General features: G+C 41.1%; 22 protein-coding genes. 13 read left to right on the plus strand and 9 right to left on the minus strand.

The features are described 5' to 3' along the window. Window positions 1-408: 408 nt before the first annotated feature. From ENH88_RS09055 to ENH88_RS09075, 5 genes are all read left to right on the plus strand, one after another. Window positions 409-729, plus strand: coding sequence for a helix-turn-helix domain-containing protein (locus ENH88_RS09055; RefSeq protein WP_145242858.1), 321 nt, complete (start codon window positions 409-411; stop codon window positions 727-729). Further along, window positions 713-1000, plus strand: a complete 288-nt coding sequence (locus ENH88_RS09060; RefSeq protein ID WP_259398490.1) for a HipA N-terminal domain-containing protein — start codon at window positions 713-715, stop codon at window positions 998-1000. The genes ENH88_RS09055 and ENH88_RS09060 overlap by 17 nt, the downstream gene beginning before the upstream one ends. A gap of 226 nt (window positions 1001-1226) precedes the next feature. Then, on the plus strand, window positions 1227-2363 hold the full coding sequence (locus ENH88_RS09065) for a HipA domain-containing protein (RefSeq protein ID WP_304181825.1): 1137 nt from the start codon (window positions 1227-1229) through the stop codon (window positions 2361-2363). Between the two features lie 566 nt (window positions 2364-2929). After that, entirely contained in the window at window positions 2930-3328 is a 399-nt protein-coding gene (locus tag ENH88_RS09070; protein ID WP_064664724.1) for a DUF6088 family protein, read from the plus strand. Continuing rightward, the gene (locus tag ENH88_RS09075) at window positions 3318-4280 is read left to right on the plus strand and encodes a nucleotidyl transferase AbiEii/AbiGii toxin family protein (RefSeq protein ID WP_304181828.1); all 963 of its coding nucleotides are present in this window, start codon (window positions 3318-3320) and stop codon (window positions 4278-4280) included. Before ENH88_RS09070 ends, ENH88_RS09075 begins: the two co-directional genes overlap by 11 nt. A gap of 157 nt (window positions 4281-4437) precedes the next feature. On the opposite strand, the gene ENH88_RS09080 is transcribed toward ENH88_RS09075, so the two are convergent. Then, complete coding sequence (locus tag ENH88_RS09080) at window positions 4438-5436, minus strand: SEC-C domain-containing protein (RefSeq protein WP_304181829.1); 999 nt, start codon at window positions 5434-5436, stop codon at window positions 4438-4440. A gap of 368 nt (window positions 5437-5804) precedes the next feature. Continuing rightward, window positions 5805-6671, minus strand: coding sequence for a LysR family transcriptional regulator (locus ENH88_RS09085; protein ID WP_304181831.1), 867 nt, complete (start codon window positions 6669-6671; stop codon window positions 5805-5807). Window positions 6672-6752: 81 nt separating this feature from the next. Between ENH88_RS09085 and ENH88_RS09090 the strand changes: the two genes are divergently transcribed. Further along, the gene (locus ENH88_RS09090; RefSeq protein ID WP_304181832.1) at window positions 6753-6974 is read left to right on the plus strand and encodes a DUF2798 domain-containing protein; all 222 of its coding nucleotides are present in this window, start codon (window positions 6753-6755) and stop codon (window positions 6972-6974) included. Further along, window positions 6971-7255 (plus strand): putative quinol monooxygenase, encoded by a 285-nt coding sequence (locus ENH88_RS09095; RefSeq protein WP_304181834.1) that lies wholly within the window; start codon window positions 6971-6973, stop codon window positions 7253-7255. The genes ENH88_RS09090 and ENH88_RS09095 overlap by 4 nt, the downstream gene beginning before the upstream one ends. Window positions 7256-7383: 128 nt before the next feature. On the opposite strand, the gene ENH88_RS09100 is transcribed toward ENH88_RS09095, so the two are convergent. Continuing rightward, window positions 7384-7689, minus strand: coding sequence for a hypothetical protein (locus ENH88_RS09100; RefSeq protein WP_283708864.1), 306 nt, complete (start codon window positions 7687-7689; stop codon window positions 7384-7386). A 113-nt stretch (window positions 7690-7802) separates the two neighbouring features. Here ENH88_RS09100 and ENH88_RS09105 point away from each other — a divergent pair, with 113 nt between their 5' ends. Beyond that, complete coding sequence (locus ENH88_RS09105) at window positions 7803-8714, plus strand: LysR substrate-binding domain-containing protein (protein WP_304181836.1); 912 nt, start codon at window positions 7803-7805, stop codon at window positions 8712-8714. Between the two features lie 29 nt (window positions 8715-8743). Here ENH88_RS09105 and ENH88_RS09110 read toward each other — a convergent pair whose 3' ends face one another. From ENH88_RS09110 to ENH88_RS09120, 3 genes are all read right to left on the minus strand, one after another. Continuing rightward, window positions 8744-9115 carry a response regulator gene (locus ENH88_RS09110; RefSeq protein ID WP_304181837.1) on the minus strand — a complete coding sequence of 124 codons (372 nt, stop codon included), beginning with the start codon at window positions 9113-9115 and terminating at the stop codon, window positions 8744-8746. 68 nt (window positions 9116-9183) lie between these two features. Beyond that, window positions 9184-9717 carry a DUF6942 family protein gene (locus ENH88_RS09115; protein WP_304181838.1) on the minus strand — a complete coding sequence of 178 codons (534 nt, stop codon included), beginning with the start codon at window positions 9715-9717 and terminating at the stop codon, window positions 9184-9186. Beyond that, complete coding sequence (locus tag ENH88_RS09120; protein ID WP_304181840.1) at window positions 9714-10163, minus strand: YaiI/YqxD family protein; 450 nt, start codon at window positions 10161-10163, stop codon at window positions 9714-9716. Before ENH88_RS09120 ends, ENH88_RS09115 begins: the two co-directional genes overlap by 4 nt. A gap of 123 nt (window positions 10164-10286) precedes the next feature. Between ENH88_RS09120 and ENH88_RS09125 the strand changes: the two genes are divergently transcribed. Next, window positions 10287-10823, plus strand: coding sequence for a lipocalin family protein (locus ENH88_RS09125; protein ID WP_304181842.1), 537 nt, complete (start codon window positions 10287-10289; stop codon window positions 10821-10823). Between the two features lie 278 nt (window positions 10824-11101). On the opposite strand, the gene ENH88_RS09130 is transcribed toward ENH88_RS09125, so the two are convergent. Genes ENH88_RS09130 through ENH88_RS09140 form a run of 3 tightly spaced genes read right to left on the minus strand, consistent with a single transcriptional unit; the run spans window position 11102 to window position 13385 of the window. Next, window positions 11102-11437 carry a DUF3325 domain-containing protein gene (locus ENH88_RS09130; RefSeq protein ID WP_304181843.1) on the minus strand — a complete coding sequence of 112 codons (336 nt, stop codon included), beginning with the start codon at window positions 11435-11437 and terminating at the stop codon, window positions 11102-11104. Continuing rightward, window positions 11437-13044, minus strand: coding sequence for a PepSY-associated TM helix domain-containing protein (locus ENH88_RS09135; RefSeq protein WP_304181845.1), 1608 nt, complete (start codon window positions 13042-13044; stop codon window positions 11437-11439). The genes ENH88_RS09130 and ENH88_RS09135 overlap by 1 nt, the downstream gene beginning before the upstream one ends. Beyond that, entirely contained in the window at window positions 13041-13385 is a 345-nt protein-coding gene (locus ENH88_RS09140; protein ID WP_304181847.1) for a hypothetical protein, read from the minus strand. The genes ENH88_RS09135 and ENH88_RS09140 overlap by 4 nt, the downstream gene beginning before the upstream one ends. 276 nt (window positions 13386-13661) lie before the next feature. On the opposite strand from ENH88_RS09140, the gene ENH88_RS09145 reads away from it, so the two are divergent. The 4 genes from ENH88_RS09145 to ENH88_RS09160 are packed head-to-tail and all read left to right on the plus strand — an operon-like array spanning window position 13662 to window position 15787. Next, entirely contained in the window at window positions 13662-14024 is a 363-nt protein-coding gene (locus ENH88_RS09145; protein ID WP_304181849.1) for a VOC family protein, read from the plus strand. 48 nt (window positions 14025-14072) lie between these two features. Beyond that, window positions 14073-14447, plus strand: coding sequence for a VOC family protein (locus tag ENH88_RS09150; RefSeq protein WP_304181851.1), 375 nt, complete (start codon window positions 14073-14075; stop codon window positions 14445-14447). Continuing rightward, complete coding sequence (locus tag ENH88_RS09155) at window positions 14437-15027, plus strand: uracil-DNA glycosylase family protein (RefSeq protein ID WP_304181852.1); 591 nt, start codon at window positions 14437-14439, stop codon at window positions 15025-15027. The genes ENH88_RS09150 and ENH88_RS09155 overlap by 11 nt, the downstream gene beginning before the upstream one ends. 4 nt (window positions 15028-15031) lie before the next feature. Beyond that, window positions 15032-15787 carry a phytanoyl-CoA dioxygenase family protein gene (locus tag ENH88_RS09160; RefSeq protein ID WP_304181854.1) on the plus strand — a complete coding sequence of 252 codons (756 nt, stop codon included), beginning with the start codon at window positions 15032-15034 and terminating at the stop codon, window positions 15785-15787. Window positions 15788-15791: the final 4 nt, after the last annotated feature.

Raw genomic sequence — 15791 nt, forward strand, 5'->3', positions numbered from 1 at the left:
AGGTGCTAGGCTTTAGGGAAGTGACTAGTGGCTAGGGTTAATTCGTAGCCTGTTACCCATAGCCCGTAGCATTTGATCTTATCTGTGTAGCGCCGCGCCTCGGTGAGCTCGGTGGTAAAATTGGTTTTAAAACAATCACAGATTAAGGTAAAGGCGCTAGGTTTTAGGAAAATGACTAGCCTCTAGGATTAATCCGTAGCCCGTTTTTTCAACTTGCCAGTTTTATGCTATAAACTAGTCAATTAAAATTTACTTATGGGTTTTAATTTAATTACAAGTTGCCATAAGTTAAATATATTTTACTTATGGTCTTGTTGATTAATTATTTAGTCTAAAAGTAAAGTATCGTTGACTTTTTCTTAAGGTATTCTAGAATTGGTTGTATAAGTAAACTATAGTTGACCATAAATGAGCGATTCCTCCGTCAAAAAAACACTCGGAAGAGTTGTTAAGCGTACTGAAATGCCTGAGCTTTCTAAGCCATTTTCACCCATGCAGCTGGCTAAAGCCATTACTGCAAAGCGAACTGGTATGAAGCTGACATTAGTGGATGTATCACAAGCGCTTGCTATTTCTAAGCCTACGCTAATAAAAATAGAAAAAGGTGATGTAACTGTGCAACTGCATAATGTACTAAAAGTTATGGAGTATTTAGGGTTGTCGTTCAGCCTTGTCAGTGATGATATAGCTCATAGCAATGATGAGGTGAGCGATGAACAGTGGTACTAACACCAATCGTTTAGATGTGTTTATCGGTCAATCGCAAAAGGTGGCTGAGATAACGCTGGCAATAGGCTCTGAAAATGAGATTTCATTTACTTATGAGGCTAAATGGATCAACGAGGGTTTTGCAGTTTCACCACATTTGCCACTCAATGGCGATTTTGACTCTCGTGCAGTACGTAATTATTTGCAAAATTTATTACCGGAAGGTAAAGGACTTGAGGAGATCATCAGTAGCACGACCATTTCTAAGAATACATACTCAAACTACCTCTAGATACGAGTTTCAGTTGGAATTAAAAGCGATTTAGGCAAGGCATTGATTGCAAGTAATAGTGGTTCTATTGTTAAAATCAATAACGCAGTATAAATTGCTTTTAAACCAACCCGCTGGGCGTTTCACAGGCACTTACTCTCAGCGTTGTTACTTCTTAAAAGGGACTGCCATTCTTGCAAAGTAACGCCTTGATATTAAGCTCCTGTGAAACGCTGAATTCTGCATCTTGAGGTGGTTTGAGTATACCCTTGGTTTAATTAAAGTTATTGGCGAAGAAACATCGGGCGCTTTGTCGTTTAGAGCAAGTAACCGTGCAGTAAAGCAAACATCTTTTCGTGAAGTAACGAATCACCAATTGAGTCAAAAGCTGAACCGTTTTAAGCAAGCGGGCGAGCCTATTACATTATGGGACGGGCGAACGAGGCTCTCTGTCGCTGGGGTTCAAGATAAGCTTAATTTACTCGAAATCGACGGCAGGCTGGGGTTTGGTGAAGGCGAATTATGCTCTAATAAAATATTTAAGTTTGAAACGGGCGCTGCGCCTTTCATAGCCGTAAATGAGTTATTTACTATGTTGCTGGCAAGAGGCGCAGGACTTGATGTGCCTGACGTTGAATTGCGTAGCTATGGTGAAATGCGGGCCTTTGTTATCGATCGTTTTGATAGGCGTGTTGTTAAAGAGCAAAACCGAGTGTTACGTCGTCATGTTATTGATGGGTGCCAAGCGACAAATTTGCCTCCTTCTTACAAATACGAGCGTCAGCACGGTGATCAGGGGGACGGTATTTATATTCGAGATGGTGTTTCTTTTCCTAAGCTCTTCAATATTGAAACAGTGAATCTGCAAGCGTATCAGGCGCAACTTATTCGCTGGATGACATTTAATATTCTAGTGCGTAATTATGATGCTCACGGCAAAAACATTAGTTTTTTTGTTGGTAAAAATGGTTTAGAGCTCACACCGTTTTACGATTTGGTAAACATAGAAGCGATTATTGAACAGGCGGGGATTGATTGTGCAAAAGGTGGTTCAAAGCTAGCTATTTCAAGGCATTATGCAATGTCGCTAGGTGACTATAATTCACAAGGCGCGGGTAATTTTAGTAATGAAATAACGGCTTATATGTTAGCTGATTTTGCTGATGAGTTTGATATTTCTCTTGCGCGTATGCAGCTACTGATGAGTCAAACAATTCAGTCAGTATTAGCTGCAATAACAATGGCTAAAGCGACTGCTATTGCAAATAATTTGTCTAATAGTGAACTAGAACACATCGGCTTATGTATTAACATTATCAATAAAGCAGCTGGCGAACTGAGTGAGCAGGTTGAGCTGTTACCAAGTATGAAAGCGTTTATTTAAGTTTCTTCGGTGTAGTGAAGTGAGGTAGTAAAAGGAGCTAGGTTCTAGGATTTGCTCGTAGCTTGTTGCCCGCATTATTTTACCTTCTCTGTGTAGCGCAGCGTCTCGGTGGTAAAATTGGTTTTAAAACAATCACAGCTAAAACGGGTTCCTGCAGGGAAGTGACTAGGCGCTAGGGTTTGCACCAGCACGCTGCACGCAGCTCAAAGCCCGTTGTATTCTTATTTACCCTCATTGTCTAAATTGATTGTAAGTGATGTATTCACCACAGAGATTAAGAGGCGCTGCGCTTTAGAGAAAGAATATAAAGACCGCGTCAGCAAGCTTAACGCCTACGGTAGTAAAAGGAGCTAGGTTCTAGGGAAGTGACTAGGGACTAGTGTGTAACCGTAGCCCATAGCTCGATGCCCGTGGCTGGATTTAAAAACAATTACTGCTAAAGCGCGCTCCTACTGGTGATAGATACCATTAAGATGATGTGATTACATCAACTAAGTGTCGTATGTTTGCATTGTTTAAATGTCGTATGTTTGCTATATTTTGTCTAAGCAACGAGAGTAATTAATATGACAATAGCAAGTAAAGTAACGACAAGAATAAATCGCTCTAAGCGTTATGTTTTTGAGCGCGCTGATTTTGCTGATATTGCAGGTTACGACCAAGTTGGTCGTGTACTAAAAAAGTTGGTTGATAGTGGTCAATTGTTACGCATTGGTTATGGGCTTTATACCAAAGCGCGAGAAAATCGCATTACTGGTAAGTTAATGCCAGCATCACCTGCGGGTGCAGATGGAGTCATTTTAGAGGCTATTGAAAAACTGGGCGTTGAGTATCAGTTTGATGAATTTTCACAACGCAGCCTTAATGGTGAAAGTTTACAAGTTCCCGCTTCATTTAAAATAATGACCACCAGTCGATTTAAGCGTAAGATTGTTGTAAATAATAGCGCTATCAATGCAAGTTGATAGCGATTTATTTTTAGATGTAGCGGATGCTCTTGGTATGGGTAATCCTGCCATTGTTGAAAAAGATTACTATGTAGTTGTACTACTTAAGCTACTTTGTGAGTTATCTTTTGATACGCATTTTTTAGTTTTTTCAGGTGGTACGGCATTAACAAAGTCAGGCATTAAAACTCATCGAATGTCTGAAGATGTTGATATAAAAATCATTCCTAAAGATTTAGCTGCTAACACGTCTAAAACTAAAAGAAGAAAGGCTAGAAAAGCGCTCCACTTGCAGTTAATTGCTGCGATTAATTCACATGATTATTTTTCTGTAGAAAATACTCCAACTGTTTTTGATGAATATCGATATCAACAAATTGATATTCGCTATCCTCAAGCCCATTCAAAAGTCCCATGCTTACGACCGTTTATTAAATTAGAGCTTATAGAAACGTTACTTTTTGATAATGTACAAAGCCGTAATATATCTTCTTTAGTGAACGAGGTAACTCAACAGGCACCAGAAGTGCCGCTGATGGATTTTTCTAGTATTAAGAGTACACAAGCTGAAAAGTTAGTGTCTATGCTTAGGCGAACAGCGAGCTTTGCACGTGATAATAAAAGAGACGATGATCCTGCGCTAATTCGTCATATTTATGATACCTATTATATTCAACAAGCAGCATTGGCGAATGTTCAAGATGTAGTACCTTTAGTCAAAAAAGTCATAGCAGAAGATATTACCCGCTACGGTAATCAGCATTTAGAATTCATGGAAGATCCTATAGTTGAACTTAAGTTTGCTTTAGATGTATTGCAAACTAATTCACTCTATGAAACGCGCTTTAATGAATATGTTGTTCCAATGGTTTATGGTGATCATAGCGTTAATTGGGAACATGCATTTGATGTATTTAAATCGTTTAGTTTAGCTGTTTTAACTGATATCGGCTTTAACCATCAATTTTGAAAAGCGCTTTACTTACTAAAGGTTCTTGGCTTGGGGCAACCTGCAATTCGTCGCTCGAAACCCGTTGCTATTTCAACTCGCACACTCGCAAACTACACAATGAGGCAATTAAGTTGGCTATTCGCCTCATTGTGTGAGGCGAATAACAGCTTAAACTTTATATATCAAACGTAAAGGTTTGCTTTAATAAAGGTTGTATATTTGCTTTTATTGCAATGGGGTCGCCATCTGAAAATCGCTTAGGGTTAACGGTGATAAATCCCCAAAACTCTAAAAACCGCTCTATAAAACGGGATCTGATTAAAACACCTAACAACCTAGCTGGCTCTGTGTATTCGGTCGCCGGTGTTTCATTTAGTAGAGCAGGAAATGCGGTAATGACTTCTTCTATCAATTGCTCAACCGATTCGTGAGTTTGGACTCGCCACAGCATAAAGACCCAAAAAGTGCGTAGCTCGCAATCACTGACAAAGCTATCAAAATAGCCCCAATTATAGTGTGTGGTGGCAGCTTCAAGCATAGGTAAGAAAAAGGCTTTAATACCATGAGTTTGATACTGTTTTTGGGCAGTTTTTTTAACATGGAAGCGGCCGTTTTGAAGGTAAATAATACCTGCAATATCTGCCAAAATTCGGGTGTAATGTAAGGCGTTAATTTTGTCTTCGTTACTACCGGCAAACTCACTGATACTTACAGGCTTTTCATACTCAGATATGGCAAACTCAGGAAGTAATTCACTAGCTTGCTTGGCTATTTGAGCTGGTAAATTACCTTTGGCTGTTGCTTTAAATGAGCCACCTTGTTGCATCGCTTCATCTAGTATTATCGCTAAGTAGCGCATCACGGGGCTTGCTGTTAGCTCATTAGGTATACTTATTGTTACCCCTGCCAACTCATTAAATGGTGCTCTTAGCCAATTATCCATTTGATTAGCGGAAAGGCCGCAAAAATCATCTAATGAACTATTGTTGATCCCTGAAATTTTATGTTGAGCTATCAGATTCATTTCATCTAGGCTTAAGTCAGGGTTAGTAGCAATGGTTTGTGCTATTTCGTCATATACTTCGCAGTGCTGCTTTGATGCGCTATCCATACAGCAGCGTTTATACTTTTTACCGCTATTGCACGGACATGGATCGTTTCGGCCTAACTTCATTTGAAATACCTCTGAGTTTTAAAACTTTACGTGAGAGTAATCAATTTACTGACGTTAGGTCAAATGGCGCAAGAGTAGCAAAGGTTCTAGGTTTTGGGTTCTAGGAAAGTGACTAGGTGCGAGGGAATTGCACAAGCGCGTTGTGTGATGCACGTGGCCCGCTGCATTTTTGATCTTCTCATTTACTCTCATTGTCTTCTATTTGTGCAAATATGTTTTTAAGTGATTTATTCACAAAGAGGTTATGAGGCGCTGCGCTGAAGAGGAAAAATTAAAAACTAGGTTATAGGGAAGCAACTAGGAACTAGGATTAGCCCGCAGCCCTTCGCCCGCCGCTCGTATCCCGAAGCCTCGTCTGCTCTTTTAACCTAGAACCTTCCTAACTCAACTGTTTCACCTTGCAAACTGGGGTTCTGTGCAATCTTCGCTTGTACTAAATTAATTAATTGCTCTGCTGCATAGCTGGGCTTACGAGAATGTGGCCATAGAGCGTATATAGGCCTTGCTGGAAAGTTTATTGGTAGTTCAAGATATTTAAAGGCATGTTTTTCACAAATAGTGTCAATTTCACTCATCGGCAGTAGGCCTACGCCATACCCTGACTCGACCATATTTTTAGCAATGGTTATATCAAAACAAAAACTAATTTGTGGGTAGGTTTGTTTAAGCTGTTTTAAAAGCCCTGCAGGGAACTGCGATTCAGTATAGGGTAAAACCAGCCGAGTAGTGGGCGCATTATTTTTAACAATGAGTTTAATAGCAATTGAACCTAAGCGTTTTTGGTAATAGCTCGAATCTTGTTGTTCGCCAATGCGAATGGCTAAATCAAAACGTTTTTGGCTGAGCTGACTATTGGCATTGCTTGGGTAAATGTGCAGATTGAGCGCCGAATTAGTGGCTGCGAATTCGTTGATTGCTGGCATTAGTGGCCCTGTCATAATATTTTGTGGGCACAGTAAGTAAAAGTCACTCAGGCCATGCTCGCTGCTGTTTAGTTGATTGAGCTGATCATTGAGTGTCAGCACTTGCTCGGCAAGTTCGCAATAAAGCTGCTCGCCTTTTGTGGTAAGCACAATGCCTCTGGCTGTGCGTTGCAATAATGGCTCTGCGAGCTTTTCTTCTAGTCCTTGCATACGTCTTGACAGGGTTGATAAATTCAACCCCAGATCTTTCGCTGCTTGGCTCATGCTGTTACGCCGCGCTATTTCAATAAATAAATGAAGATCATCAAGCATATCAATTTCTCAATCTTAGTTTGCGTTTTCGTGACTGTTTGCCTGCCTCGGCTTTGAATATAGTAACGCTAAGGAGGAGATATGAAAATTCATTTAACATTTACCGCGGCATTCTCATTTTTGATGTCGTTTTTATTATCGGCTTGGATGACTTACGTAAACTTAGGCTTAACTGAAACATTTATGCAAAGCTGGATGACAGCTTTTGCTAATGCGTGGCCTGCGGCGTTTGTGGTGGCCTTTAGTGTGGCACCCCCGATCCGTTTAATGGTTATGCGTTTGTTTAGTAAGGAGCAAAAATGATTAATATTGTGGCAAAAATAACCCCAAAACCTGAGCTGTTTGATGATTGTAAAGGGCGTTTACAGGAGATCTTAGCAGCAACTTTGGCAGAAGCTGGTTGCATGCGCTTCGAGCTTTATGTCAATGCTGAGCAAAGCTGTTTGTTTTTGGTTGAACAATTTGCATCGCAAGCAGCACTCGATACGCATTACCAACAACCTTATGTTGCAGCGGTGTTTGCATTTTATGAGTCGGCACTTGCTTTACCCGTTGAGGTGAATTACCTGCAAGCAGTAAACTAAGTTACGCAGCGGTAGCCGATATTTGGCTGGAACTGCAATTACAACGGTAATAAAACTGGGCTACTGGGGAAAGTACTGGTTTTTCGTAGCCCAGTTTGTTTAGGTTGAAACTATTATTCGCAAGGCGACTACAACATATTTAAAATTTGTTTTGCTTTTACGCGGGTTAAGCATGCCGCCAGTGGTTGCTTTTTAAAGGTTTTGGCCGAGACCGTCTGCTGTTTGCCCATATATTGATTATGCAGTGTCTGCACGCTTACTTTACAGCTCACTTGATGATCATTTTCAACGTAACGCAGTTCAATTCTTTGCGCCTTATTAATTAAGTTTTTATAAGGGTACCCTTCATCTGTCGTCAGTTTTATATTGCTGTTTGCTTGCGCTTGGCTTGCCGTACTTATTAATATAATGATTAATATAGCGAGGTATTTCATGATAGTGGCTCCTACTTAGGCTTGTTTTACAGTATGAGTATTGCGCCTAGTTGAAAAACTGACAAACGATATAAAATTGGCTATGCTTTAGTTTTTCTTAACTGTGGTTGACGATGAACTTACCGCCATTAAAAAGTCTTTGGTATTTTAAGCATGCTGCGGAGCTGGGGAGTTTTAAGCTTGCTGCTGAGCAGTTGTTTGTCAGCCAAGCAGCTGTAAGTCAGCAGATCAGGTTGTTAGAAGCCCATTTAGGTTGTCAGTTGTTTACTCGACAAACTCGGTTTGTTGCCTTAACGCGGGCAGGTGAGCAGCTGCTGCCTGCAATTTTACAAGGCTTTAGTCACTTTCAATCTGGAGTTAACGGGCTCAGCCAAGATACTGAGCCGCATAGTTTAAACTTATCTGTTTTACCCTCATTTGCCAGCGGTTGGTTATTGCAGCATATTAGTGATTTTCAACGCCATTACCCTGATATTCATTTACGCATTGATCCGAGCGACCAACATGCCAACTTTGCGGCTGGGCAAGTAGATTTAGGCATTCGTTTTGGCTTAGGGCAATACCCTGAGTTGCATAGTGAATTTCTTGCTGATGACAGTTTATATTTGGCATATAAGCCGGGCATGCTTGACCCACAATTGCCATTACGAGCACAGTTATTACAGCAGCAATTGATTATGGATATTTGCCCTGATGCTGAGCGTGGTTGGCGCTCACTGGTTGATGAATTGGCAATTAGCGCAGCCGCGATGCCGGTATTTTTAGAAATTGATAATGCCGCCTTGGTGATCCAAGCAACCCTTGCAGGGCAAGGTGTTGCATTAGTAAGGCGACGCTTAATTGAGTCGCATATTAAATTAGGGCAGTTAGAAATTTACCCAGATTTTGAATTTAGTTGCCACTATAAATATTATTTAGTGGGCCCAAAAGCGCATTTTAATTGGCCTAAAGTGATCGCTTTTCAAGCGTGGTTATTAGCTCAATTTGAGCAAGATGATGATGCATTTAAGCTATGTTTAAAGTAATACAACATTGAGATTGACTAACTCACTTTTTAACTCGCTAATTTCATAACTTTCTTTAACTGGTTATCTAACACACTTAAATTAAAAGGTTTGACAATAAAGCCAGACACTTTCGCGGCAATAATTTCTTTGATCGCTGTGGAGCTGTCTTCGCAGGTGATCATAAGCACTGGGATCGCCTTTAATTCTTGATCGTCACGAATGCGGTTGAGTAGGGTTTTACCATCCATTTTTGGCATGTGTAAATCGGTGATCACCAGATCAAAGTGTTGATTTTTCAAAAAGGTAAGTGCTTGTATGCCGTCAGTGGCCTCGACTAGATCTGGGAAATTAAGTGCTCTGAGCATGTTAATTAATACATGGCGCATTAACGGCATATCGTCAACGACGAGTATTTTCATAGAGTTAAATCATCCGAGCTTTTTCATGCCATTAAGATTAGCTAACAAAGTGATACCGCGCCATATTATTAAAAACACTCGGCAACTAATTGGCTGAGTCGGGCTATTTTTATATTGCTCAATTGACGGTAGTCAAAGTATGGGCAGACAATTAATTTGTTGGCTTTATCTATCGCAAACTGCTCATCTAGCCAGTCTAATTCTGCCGCTAACAGCCCTTGGTTTATCAATGCTTTGGCATACGTTCGCCCAGCAATAATATGCAAGGTAGAGTTGTTGCTCAGTTGTGGAGGGCTAAACAATAAAGCGGTGTGACTATCGCTTTGCAATAATTGGCTATCGCGATATTGCTGCCAGGTGGGGGCGAGTTTAGCAAACTGATAATGCTCACTTGGCAGTGTAAACAGCACTTTTGCATACACGTTAAACACTTTACGCCAGCCATTACCGCAAGCTTGGTTAATGGTATTTATTTGCCCGTCACGCAGCGCAGTGACATCGCTTAAATGGCTATATTCAGGCATTGGTGGCAGATTTGCGATGTAGACCGCAACAGTAAAGCTGGGATCACCAAAGCCGATATTATTTACGCTGTTACTCATTTGTTTTTAGCTAAAATACGGTCAAGATTATTGGCGAAGTTTTGCCGGTCGCTTTGACTCAGTGGTGGTGGCCCACCATTCATTTCTACGCCGCTTGAACGCATAGTATCCATAAAATCACGTACATTAAGTAATGAGCGAATATTTTCGCTGGTGTACAGTTCACCACGCGGATTGAGTGCTTGGCCGCCGTTATCAATCACTTCAGAGGCCAGTGGAATATCACCGGTGATCACTAAATCATTGACGGCTATGCGTTTCACGATTTCGTCATCGGCGACATCAAATCCTGATGATACTTGCAAACGGCTAATATATTTTGAAGGCGGGATACGCATGGCATGGTTAGCGACTAAAATGGTCTCAGTTTGCGTACGCTCTGCGGCGCGAAATAAAATCTCTTTGATCACCACCGGACAGGCATCGGCATCAACCCATATCTTCATTATTAGCTCACATCGTTAGTAAAAAAATGATCCTAACCTAAGCCTTTTCTAACCACTAGTATTAAGTGAACTTTTTTATAGATTACAGCGTAGAATACTTGATAAACCATAAAGGGATCGACTATGAAAAATCAATTATTTATCACTTTGACTCTGTTCGTTAGTAGTTTACTGCTCGGCTGTACTGGCATGCCTGATAAAGTAACTCCCGTAAGTCCTTTTTCTATCGAACAGTACCAAGGTAAATGGTATGAAATAGCCCGATTAGATCACTCATTTGAGCGGGGTTTAGACAATATAACTGCGAATTACGTTATTAATGAGGATGGCAGCGTCACTGTGCTAAACCGTGGGTTTAATTCAGAGGAGCAGCAATGGAGCGAGGCGCAAGGTAAGGCAAAATTTGTTGATAGTGATAATGTAGGGCATTTAAAAGTGTCGTTTTTTGGGCCGTTTTATAGCTCCTACGTGGTGTTTGGTTTAGATCAGCAAGATTATCAGTATGCTTATGTGTCTGGTTACAATAATGATTACCTGTGGCTATTAGCGCGCACTCCGACTGTGAGTGAGCAACGGTTAGCGGATTTTAAAGCCAGCGCAAAACAACGCGGCTTTAATACTGACAACTTGATAATGGTGAAGCAAGACCCTGCACAGTGATTGTAAATTCCCTTTACAGCCACTGTGTTAATTAATCTTCGAATGCAGAAAAATTAGCGCAGTAATAAATATGACACATGAAATGAGTATTATGCCTACATAGCTTGAGTAGCAATTGCCCATAGCTATTTGTAGACATGTGTATCCCCCTACTTTTTATAACCAAATTATTTGGATATAGAGGCAAACTAACTTAGTTTGCCTTTTTTTATGTTATACCAATCGTGTTAAGTTATTGGTATCAGATCATGATTTTACTAACTAAGCTTAAAAAACACTTAAAAAACACTTAAAAACAGCCCACTCAGCATTATTACCGTGATATTTAGTACACTCATGATTTTTACCCAGGATGCTTTAAAACTATAAAAAATCATTAAAATTAAAAGACTTACAGCAATATAGCCACAAAAAAGCAAGGCGCCATAGCCGTTATGTTGCACAACACTCAGCACTAAACTTAGTAAAATACTGATCCAAGCCGCCAATAAAAATTGTTTACTCTGTTTTTCATTTGGGCGCGTTTTAAATACCTCTCGATAATGATTGAATTTTGCTAAAGCAAAACAATTAAAAGCCAATAAACACAGGCTAAATTGCAGTAACTCATGCATTATGATTGCTCCTGTAAGTTGGTTTTTGCAGCGCGTCGCGAACTTTGCTGTTGTGCTTTAGGCTGAGCTCGAGTACGTATTTTTTTGGCCTGAATAACAAATAGCCCAGCAAAAATGATACATAAAAAGTCAAAGCTAAACAGTGCCCATTGGCCATTCAGTAAGTAGCTGATTATATTGCCGTCGGTTGTGAGTGCATTGATAAGCACCACGGCAATACAGGCAGCAGCATTGAGCCAAGCAAGTTGTAACCATTGTGCTGTGGCGCGTTTAAATAAGGCAAATAAGGCAACTGCAAGCCAAGTTAAAAAGAACGCTAAAATCTCTTTATCAGCTCGCTCTACTGCGTTAATTGGTAGTAGCCGATTGGCAATAAAGAATGCACAGGTTGCCAGTGGTAGGCCCATTAGCGTGGCAAGGTTTAAACCTTCTACGAGTTTTAAAGCAAACGACGCTGTTTGTTGTTTTTTCATCCGCTCGCGGATCCGTTTAGCCCACATTATGCAGCCGCTAGCTATCATTACGCAGCCGGCAATGCCACATAAAAAATATAACCAACGCAGTAGCGGGTTGGCTAAGCGACCGGTATGTAGTGCGGTCATTGAATCGTAAAACGCTTCTGTGTTGCTCAGCTCAGTGGCACTTTTTGCAATTAAGCTACCATCAACGCCATTGAATAATAAGGTTGGGGTTTGATCGCGTACCTGTGTGCCGGTAGAGGCGCGAACCGTGATAGTCGCCGACGCTTTGTTCGGATCGCGGATTGATATTTGTGTTAAATCAGCATTAGGCCAGTTAGTATAAACTTGATCTAAAATGCCTTCGATACCAGCTAGCGGGGCACTTTCAGGGCTGCTTTTGCTACGAACATTAGTTGGCAGCACATCATTAAATAAGCCGCGTACACCGTCTTCATAGGCGGTCATTGCCGGATAGGGGAATAACATAAAGATCAGTGTTATTAAGCCTGTATAGGTGATCATAAGATGAAAAGGCAGGGCTAAAACCGACGATACATTATGGCCATCTAACCAACTGCGGCTGCCTTTATTAGCGCGAAAACTAAACATATCTTTAAATATACGTTTGTGGATCACAACCCCAGATATAAGCGCTACCAACATAAATAAGCTCGCAAAGCAGACTATCCAGCGGGCTGTGCGGACATCAATATAATGTAGGTCAAAATGCAGTCGGTAGAAGAAGTTACCACCTCTGGTGTCTCTTGTTTGCGCTATTTCGTCACCTGTTTGTGGATTGATATTGTGATCTTGCCAACCACCAAAACGCTTGCCTTCAGGACGAGGCTTTTCATAGGCGTAATTAAGCTGCGGTTTTCGCTCTGTGGGTAAGTAAATCCCCCAAAGCGTAGACTCTGGTGCTGCATTTTGTAGGTAATTAATACCGCTGATAATTTGGCTACGCTGTTGCGCTACACGCTGTTCTGGCGCTTGTACATTGTGTAAAGCTGGTTGATTCCACAGCGTCATTTCATCACGGAAAAAGCTTAATGTACCGGCATAAAAAATTAAATACAGTAGCCAGCATACCAATAAGCCAACCCATGTATGCATCCAAGTCATAGAGCGAAAAAAGTTCTCTTTCATAACCAGCCCTTAAGTAACGATAAGATCAACGCAGATCCTGCTGTAGTTAGTAAAATAGTGATCCAAATTTTAGTGAGTGATTTAACGGCAAACACCCAAATAAACACGCAGCTATAAATAAAAATAGTCAGGCTGATACTAAGTAACACGGCATCTGACTTTTTCAGCGGTAACATAATGCTCAGTAAAGAGCTAAATACGGCGGTAAAGACGTAACCACCTACAATGGCTGCTAAAAATCGTGAGATTACCGCAATACGATAGCTATGAGATTGATAAACATGACTTAATTTAGAAGCTATCGAGAATGTTTGCCTGTTTTTGACCGATTGAGCGTGCATAGTGATCCCTCAAAGCCCCAAAATGGGGAGCGAATAAAGAGGGTATTATATATTCTAGACACAGAAAAGATAGTGATTCGTATTACCTTTGGCTTTATTATCTAAGTAAGTCCCGATAATCATTATTTTTTATTACCCAGAGTTTAGGTTACTTAGTAAAATCGTGATCTCTAGCGGATTATCAGCTGTTTTAATTGAAAAGTTCGCAAATTTTTCAACTGCTTGTATGCTTAGTGGTTGGTAGCATTATGATTGTTATTTTTTTCAGGATTTATTATGAGTGCACATGAAAAGTTAAATTATGTTGAATTTGCGGCAGCCGACTTAACGGCAACGAAGGCGTTTTTTAGTGCTGTATTTGACTGGCAGTTTATTGATTATGGGCCAGAATATACTGCGTTCAATAGTGACTGTGCAGGGCTTGATGGCGGATTCTATCAAGCAAATGCCAGTTCATTAACGCAACATGGCGGCGCATTACTGGTGTTTTATAGTGAAAATATTAGCCAAACACTCAGTAAGGTTGAGCATCATGGAGGAAAAATTATAAAACCTATTTTTGATTTTCCTGGTGGGTGTCGTTTTCATTTTACCGAACCCAGTGGTAATGAGTTTGCGGTGTGGTCAGAACGCATCTAGTTCATTTATAACAGATCATAATTTTACTAACTCAAAGAAAGGAATTGCATGGCAAATTTGAGTTGCGAAGAGATCAAGGCATTTGTGCCTGCAAAAGATTACGCGTTGAGCTGCGAATTTTATCAGCAAATGGGCTTTGAGCTCGCATGGCAAAGCCCAGAGATGGCGTATTTTTATCATGGTGATTGCAGTTTTTTATTGCAAAACTTTTATAACCCAGAGCATGCTAATAACTTTATGATGCACCTATTAGTTGCAGATGTGCATGCATGGCATGCGCAGTTAAAAAGCACAGCTTTAGCGCAAAAGTATGGCATTACTATAACAGAGCCAAGCTTACAGCCATGGCAGATGATTGATTTTGTGGTTTATGATCCAAGCGGTGTGTTGTGGCGGATAGGGCAAAATAGTGATGCTGGCTAGCGATTTATTAACGCAAGTTAGTCAATGCGTGATCTGTGAAGCACAGTTGCCGCTCGGCGCACGTCCGGTTGTGCAATTTAACCCTAGCGCACGAATTTTAATTGCTGGGCAAGCACCAGGGCTTAAAGTGCACCAAACTGGGATACCATTTGATGATGCCAGTGGTCAGCGGTTACGCCAGTGGTTAGGGCTCAGTAAAGACGATTTTTACGATGCGACTAAAATTGCCATTTTGCCGATGGGGTTTTGTTATCCCGGTAAAGGTAAGTCGGGCGATTTACCGCCACGCAAAGAGTGTGCGCCTGCCTGGCGTGCGCAGCTGTTAGCCGCACTGCCAAATATTAAGCTGACCATAGTACTGGGTAAATACGCGCAAGCGTATCATCTGCCACAGACTAAACATTTACCGCTTACTGAGTTAGTAAAATCGTGGCGTGAGTATTGGCCAACCATTCTGCCATTACCACATCCCAGCCCGCGTAATAATATTTGGCTCGCTAACAACCCTTGGTTTGAGCGTGATGTAGTGCCACAATTAGCGCAAGCAGTGCAATCAATTTTAAAATCTCAGGGTGATTAGCCAGATGATCAATACGCAATTTGAGCAACACGGCTTTTTCCATGTTAAAGGTTTTTACACTGAGCGTGAGCTTGTGCAAGTGCGTGAAGTGACCAATTGTTTTCACCAGCATTGGATTGCTGATAACCAACAGTTTTATCAAACCAAGGCGGTTAATAGCGCTTACTTAACTGCAAGCACCTATTTAGATGAAGCGCAACGATTAGTATTGTTTAAGTTTATTGCCAGCCATAAGTTAATGGCGCAAGTAGACTCAATTTTAGACACTGCGGCATTTATCAATACGCAGCTATTTTTTAACCCAGTAAACCCTGAGCAAGAAAACTATTGGCATCGTGATATGCAGTACCATTTGAGTTTGCTTGAGCAACAAGCTGCGTTATCAGGCCCAGAAGTTATTCATTGTCGGGTGGCACTTGAGGACGAACCAGGTATTGAGCTGGTGCCGGGTTCCCATCGCCGTTGGGATACCCCAGCTGAATTGGCGACTAGGTTATCTGAAGGTGGCTATAACTCAAGTGATGATTTAGCCACCGGCCAGGTTATTGAAATGCAAGCAGGCGACTTACTGATTTTTTCAGCGAATATGCTCCACCGTGGTTTATACGGCAAAGATCGCTTAGCGCTGGATATTTTGTTTTGTGAGCCAGAGCCCCATGTGCTGCACTTTGTGCAAGATATCTGCCTGCCTACTGCAAAAATGCTGCGCAAATTAGAAGATGACAGTGCCTTTGCGGTTACCTTGGCGTACCAAGCATAACCGT

Origin of the sequence: Pseudoalteromonas prydzensis (genome assembly GCF_011050055.1) — a bacterium.
Taxonomy (GTDB): Bacteria; Pseudomonadota; Gammaproteobacteria; order Enterobacterales; family Alteromonadaceae; genus Pseudoalteromonas; species Pseudoalteromonas prydzensis_A.